4 protein-coding genes and 1 pseudogene are annotated in these 5,826 nt (G+C 72.0%); 3 read left to right on the top strand and 2 right to left on the bottom strand.

Translation table 11 applies throughout. From position 1 onward, the window contains the following. Nucleotides 1-46 precede the first annotated feature (46 nt). Nucleotides 47-1,024: pseudogene (locus tag GT354_RS54095) on the top strand (glycosyltransferase family 87 protein); the annotation flags it as partial. Between the two features lie 260 nt (nucleotides 1,025-1,284). Here the strand turns inward: GT354_RS54095 and GT354_RS17735 are convergent. Together GT354_RS17735 and GT354_RS17730 are read right to left on the bottom strand one after the other, a co-directional pair. Continuing rightward, nucleotides 1,285-1,683 (bottom strand): rhodanese-like domain-containing protein, encoded by a 399-nt coding sequence (locus GT354_RS17735; protein ID WP_346012066.1) that lies wholly within the window; start codon nucleotides 1,681-1,683, stop codon nucleotides 1,285-1,287. Then, nucleotides 1,680-2,243: a cysteine dioxygenase family protein gene (locus tag GT354_RS17730; RefSeq protein ID WP_161357279.1), complete on the bottom strand. Its 564-nt coding sequence runs from the start codon at nucleotides 2,241-2,243 to the stop codon at nucleotides 1,680-1,682. Before GT354_RS17730 ends, GT354_RS17735 begins: the two co-directional genes overlap by 4 nt. Nucleotides 2,244-3,159: 916 nt before the next feature. Between GT354_RS17730 and GT354_RS17725 the strand changes: the two genes are divergently transcribed. Both GT354_RS17725 and GT354_RS17720 read left to right on the top strand, forming a co-directional pair. After that, on the top strand, nucleotides 3,160-3,429 hold the full coding sequence (locus tag GT354_RS17725; RefSeq protein ID WP_161357278.1) for a WhiB family transcriptional regulator: 270 nt from the start codon (nucleotides 3,160-3,162) through the stop codon (nucleotides 3,427-3,429). A gap of 154 nt (nucleotides 3,430-3,583) precedes the next feature. After that, nucleotides 3,584-5,826: glycosyltransferase family 2 protein (locus GT354_RS17720; RefSeq protein WP_161357277.1), on the top strand; the 2,243-nt coding region annotated here is incomplete at its 3' end.

The raw sequence follows: 5,826 nt of genomic DNA, 5'->3' as shown, positions 1-5,826 counted from the left end.
GGCCGCCGCGGTCGGTCTGGGCCTGGCCGCACTGGTCGGCTACGCGGTGTACGGCCCTTGGTCGCGGCCCGGCAGCGCGGGGGTGTACGCGGTGTACGGCGCCGGCTGGGCCCTGTTCGCGCTCGGCGCCTACCTCGTACACCGGTTGCCGGTACGCCGCGCGGTCGGGTTCATTCTCGCGGGCGCCGTCGTACTGCCGGTGCTCGCCGCCGGCGCCGCGCCGCAGACCAGCGACGACGCGTATCGCTACGCGTGGGACGGCCGGATCCAGGCCGCCGGCACGTCGCCCTACGCACACGCGCCGCAGGACCCGGCCGTGGCCGGCTTTCGCGACGCGTGGCTGTTCCCGGCGGGGGAGTGCGCCGGCTGGTTCAAGCACCCGATCCCGGACGGTGGTTGCACCCTGATCAACCGCCCCGACGTGCACACCATCTACCCGCCGGTCGCCGAGGCGTACTTCTGGCTCGTGCACGTCGCCGCCCCGCCCGGCCGGCCCGAACCCGTCCAGGCCGGAGCCGCGTTGCTCGCCGTCGCGGTGACGATCGCCCTCCTGCTCGTGCTGCGCCGCTTCGGCCGCGATCCCCGGCACGCGGTGTGGTGGGCGTGGTGCCCGATGGTCGCGCTCGAAGCCGGCAACAACGCGCACGTGGACGTGCTCGGCGTGCTGCTCATGGTCGTCGGCCTGGGTGCGGTCGCCGCGCGCAGACCGATCCTGGGCGGCGTCCTGCTCGGCGCCGCCGCGGCGACCAAGATGTTCCCCGCGCTCGCCGCGGCAGGCGGCCTGCGCCGCAACCCCGTCCGGCTGATCGGCGCCGCCGTGCTCACCGTCGCGGGCGTCTACCTGCCCCACGTGCTCGCGGCCGGCACCGACGTGCTCGGCTACCTGCCCGGCTATCTCAAGGAGGAGCGCTACGACGACGGCGCGCGCTTCGGTCTGCTCGGCCTCGTCCTGCCGACCGAACTCACCCCGTACGCGGCCGTCGCCGTACTCGCGGCCCTGGCCCTGGTCGTCGTCTGCCGCGGCGACCCCGACCGCCCGTGGCACGCGGCGCTGACCCTGACCGGCGGCCTGCTGTTCGTACTGACCCCGGCCTACCCCTGGTACGCGCTGCTCGTGGTCGCGCTCGTGGCGCTCGACGGGAAGCGGTGGGAGTGGCTCGCGCTCGGCCCGGCGGGTTATGCGCTGTACCTCACGTGGGGGTTCGAGCTGACCGCGGAACAGGTGCGCGCGGTGCACCAGGGCGGCTACGGCGCGGCGTTGGCTCTCGTGCTCGGGACGGCGCTCTACCGGCGACTGCGGCCGGCGGCCGGTACCACCGGCAGGCCCGCCGCCTTCCACGCCTGGAAACCGCCGATCAGGTCGGTCGCCTCGGACAGTCCCACGTCGAGCAGCGAGGCCGCGGCAAGACTCGACGCGTAGCCCTCGTCGCACAGCACGACCACCCGCAACCCGTAGCCCGTCGCCTCCGGTACGCGTGCCTCGCCTTCGGGGTCGAGCCGCCACTCCAGGTGGTTGCGCTCGATCACGAGCGCACCCGGGATCGCGCCGTCCACGTCGCGCTGGAAGTCGGGGCGGGTGTCCACCAGGACCGCGCCGTCGTGGAAGGCCGCGTGCGCCTCCTGCGGCGTCACCCGCCGCAGCCGCGAGCGGGCCCGGTCCAAAAGCTCGTCGACGGCGCTCACCACTGCTCCCCCGAGCGCTCGACGCCGAGCCGGCGCAGCGGCTCGAAGCTCGGCCGGGCGATGTCCGCGGTGCCGTCGTACAGGGTCATCGAGTTCAACTTCGGCGCGTACACGTGCACGCTGACGGCGGGTTCGGTGCCCATGTTGGTGACCTCGTGGACGTAGGTGGGCCCGAACACGCGCGCCGAACCGGCGGTGAGTACCCGCTCGCGCGCACCGGCCCGGCGCAGCGGGGTGATCACGAGCGAACGCTCGTGCAGTTCGCCGGAGACGACGGTGAACACGCCGGACGAGCCGCCGTGGTCGTGCAGTCCGGTGCCCTGCCCGGGCAGCCAGCTGAGCAGCCAGATCTCCATGTCCTCGGTGGCGGCGAGGCGCTTGTACCAGCGTGAGACCGGGTCGTATCGCACCTGGTCGAGTTCGGCGGCGACGAGGTCGGCGTGCTGCCGGGCGAGCGCGGCCAGGCGTGCGACGGCGGGACGGACCGCGGGGGCGACGGGCAGGGCGAGGCGGGCGGGGGCGGCGAGCGGGTCGCCGGCGACGGTGATGTCGCTGGACATAGGAAAGTCCTTCGGGATGTCTGCGCTGTTTCTCACGCGCGGCGGAACGAACGAACGCGGCGGATCAAAACGAACGCGCGTGCGGCGGGACATCGACCGAATGGACCCTGTTCGAGAGGAACGGGGGAGACCTGGCCTTCGTCTCTCGAAGAGCAGGGTCTCTCGAAGACCGAGGCCCCTCGAAGGCGAGGGACTTTCGAAAACGAAGGTCTTCGAACAGACGCAGGTCTTTCGGAGCGAAAAGACGAAAGAGAGCCGCCGCAGGCGCGGAGGACTGCCGGGAAGGCGTCCTCAGTGGGTACAGCTCGGACAGCTGTACACGTGATCGCACGGCGGACACAGCGCGCCGAAGACCCGTCGGACGTCGACAGGACGACTCCGGAAGGGCATGCGGCACGTGGACATGGGAAAAGGACACCGCCTGCGGGGTGGCCCTGTCAACTCGCCTCCGTCGCAGTGGCGTAACGCTTCCCCGAATCGGGTGATCGCTGCCCGATTCGAGTGAGAAGGACGGGGAAGGGATTGAAGCCCGTAAGGCACGGGGAGGCCCATTCGAGGGTGTGACCTCGGTCATCATCGACGTTTTCCGGCTCATCCCGGGAACTGTGCGGACTGTGCGGCGCGTAGTCCCATTGCAGGCGTCATCACGGGTTGGCATCAAATGTCGTCGCATGCCCGCTGGTGCGTGCCCCGCCCGGCACGTCGAGGCGATCGTGCGACACAGTGCATGTCCGGATCTGTCCATTTATGTGGTCAATCCGTATTGCTGTGGTCCCGGGGAGTGAATCCCCGCTCTAATAGCAGAGCCCGGCTTGACGTCGCAGCAACGACGCGCTTGTAATTTCACACATGTCGTGAACCGTTATCGGTAACGGCTGAATCACGGGGACGTAAAACCGGGTCGAGGAGGCACGCGATGGGCGAGCTGTTCCAGCTACTGGTCGCCGACGGCGAGGGCGAGGAGGAGGAACTCGGTTGGCAGGAGCGCGCGTTGTGCGCGCAGACCGATCCCGAGTCCTTCTTCCCCGAGAAGGGCGGCTCCACGAGGGAGGCCAAGAAGGTCTGCCTCGCGTGCGAGGTGCGCGACGAGTGCTTGGAATACGCGCTTGCCAACGACGAACGCTTCGGTATCTGGGGTGGGTTGTCCGAGCGCGAGCGACGCAGGCTCAAGAAGGCGGCGGTCTGATCGACGTGCCGCCGGGACCGACGTCGCGCCGACATCGCGCCGACGTCGGAACCGGGAGGGCGCGGGGTGACCGTCGCGTAGTGTGTTGGCCGTTCGGCCGGATGCCGGACGTGCCGGCCCACCACTACGAGCCGCCCTGGGGTCCCCGCACTCGATGTCACTTTTCAGCCATCAGTCGGCATACGCGCAAGCCCCGGCTTTCCCACGGCACATCGTCACCGCGATCCTCGTCGCCCACGACGGGGCGCGCTGGCTGCCCGGCACGCTGACCGGACTGCTCGGTCAGGAACGCCCGGTCCAGCGAGTCGTCGCGGTCGACACCGGCAGTACCGACACCTCGTCGAGCCTGCTGGCGGACGCACTCGGTCAGGGCTCGGTGCTGCACACCGAGCGTCGGACCGCGTTCGGTGCCGCCGTGACCGAAGCCCTGCGCAGCGCGCCGCCCGTCGATCCCGCGTCCCTGCCCTACCGGATCGACGCGTTCGACGCGTCGGACCCGTTCGGCGACACCGACGAGGACCGCCCGCCGCGGTCGACCGAACCGGTCGAGTGGCTGTGGCTCCTCCACGACGACAGCGAACCCGCCCCCGACGCGCTGCACCTGCTCCTGCGCGCGGCCGACGAACTCCCGTCCGCGGGGGTGCTCGGTCCCAAGGTCCGCAGTTGGTACGACCGCCGACAACTCCTGGAGGTCGGCACCACCATCACCGGCAGCGGTCGCCGCTGGACCGGCCTGGAGCGCCGCGAGCAGGACCAGGGCCAGCACGACGCGGTCCGCGGCGCGCTCTCGGTGTCCAGCGCCGGCATGCTCGTGCGCCGCGACGTGTGGGAGAGCCTCGGCGGCTTCGACCCGCGGCTGCCGCTCTCGCGCGACGACACCGACTTCGGCTGGCGCGTCAACGCCGCCGGACACCGCGTCGTGGTGGTTCCCGACGCGGTCGTCCAGCACGCCGAGGCGGCCACGCGCGAGCGCCGGCCGATCGACGTCGCCGCGAACCGCCCCCACCGCGTGGACCGCGCCGGCGCGGCCTTCACCCTGTTGGCCAACACCACCGGCCCCATGTGGCCGCTGCTGTACGTACGGCTGTTCTTCGGCGCGCTGTTGCGTGCGCTGGGCTATCTGCTCGGCAAGCTGCCCGGGATGGCGCTCGACGAATTGCTCGGCACGATGTCGGTGCTGCTGCGACCGGCGGGATTCCTCTCCGCCCGCCGGGCCCGCGCCCGCACCAGGACGATGTCCGACAAGGACCTCGGCGACCTGTTCCCCAGCCGGGCCGCGACCGTGCGCTACGCCGCCGAGGGCCTGATCGGCAACCTGCGGCGCACCGAGGAGCCCGAGACCCGCTCGGGCCGGCACAGCAGTGCCGAATCGGGCCCGGTCGACGAGGACTCGGAGTCGCTCGACGGCGAGAGCTTCGTCAAGCTGCGCATGTTCATGCGCCGGCCCGGGCTCTCGCTCGCCGTCGCGCTGAGCCTGGTCACGCTGTTCGCCGCACGCGATCTGCTCGGCGACGGCAGCCTGTTCGGCGGTGCGTTGCTGCCGGCTCCCGAGGGCGCGTCCGATCTGTGGGACCGCTACCGCGACACGTGGCACGGCGTCGGGTTCGGCGACGGCGCGAGTGCGCCGCCCTACCTCGGCGCGCTCGCCGCGTTCGCGACGCTGTTGCTCGGCAAGGCGAGCACGGCGGTGGCCGTGCTGCTCGTGGGCTGTGTGCCGCTCGCGGGCATGAGTGCGTACCTGTGCTCGCGCCGGCTCGTGTCCGGGCCCGGCGTGCGGGTGTGGGGGGCGGCCGCCTACGCGCTGACCCCCGTCGCCACCGGCGCGGTCGCCACCGGTCGGCTCGGCACCGCCGTGGCCCTCGTGCTCGCTCCCGTGGTCGCGCGCGGCGCGGTCCAGGTGATCGGGGCGGCCGGACTCAAGGCGTCCATGCGCGCCGCGTGGGCCACCGGCCTCGTGCTCGCCGTGGTGACCGCGTTCGTCCCGCTCCTGTGGATCGCGGTGCTGATTCTCGCGCTCGCCGCCATCGGCGCGGCCTTCGCGGGACTGCTCGACGTGCGTCCCGGACCCGCCCTGCTCCTTCGGCTCGCGGCCGTGCTCGGTACTCCGCTCGTGCTGCTCGGCCCGTGGACGCTCGCCCTCGCGGGCAAACCCTCGCTGTTGCTGACCGAACCCGGTCTGGCCACGAACACGCTTGCCGAGAAGGGCGCGAGCCCGGTCGGTCTGCTGCTGCTCGACCCGGGCGGCCCCGGCACGCTGCCCGGATGGATCTCGATCGCGCTCGTGCTCGCGGCGCTCGCCGCGCTGCTGCGCGACTCGCGACGCCAGGCCGTCCTGATCGCGTGGGCCGTCGCGCTCGTCGGGCTCGCGCTCGCCGTCGTGGCGAGCCGGGCCGACCT

This window comes from Streptomyces sp. SID3343 (assembly GCF_009865215.1).
Classification (GTDB): domain Bacteria; phylum Actinomycetota; class Actinomycetes; order Streptomycetales; family Streptomycetaceae; genus Embleya.
The sequence above is the reverse complement of the archived record's forward strand: the minus strand, read 5'-3'. Positions and strand labels throughout refer to the sequence as shown.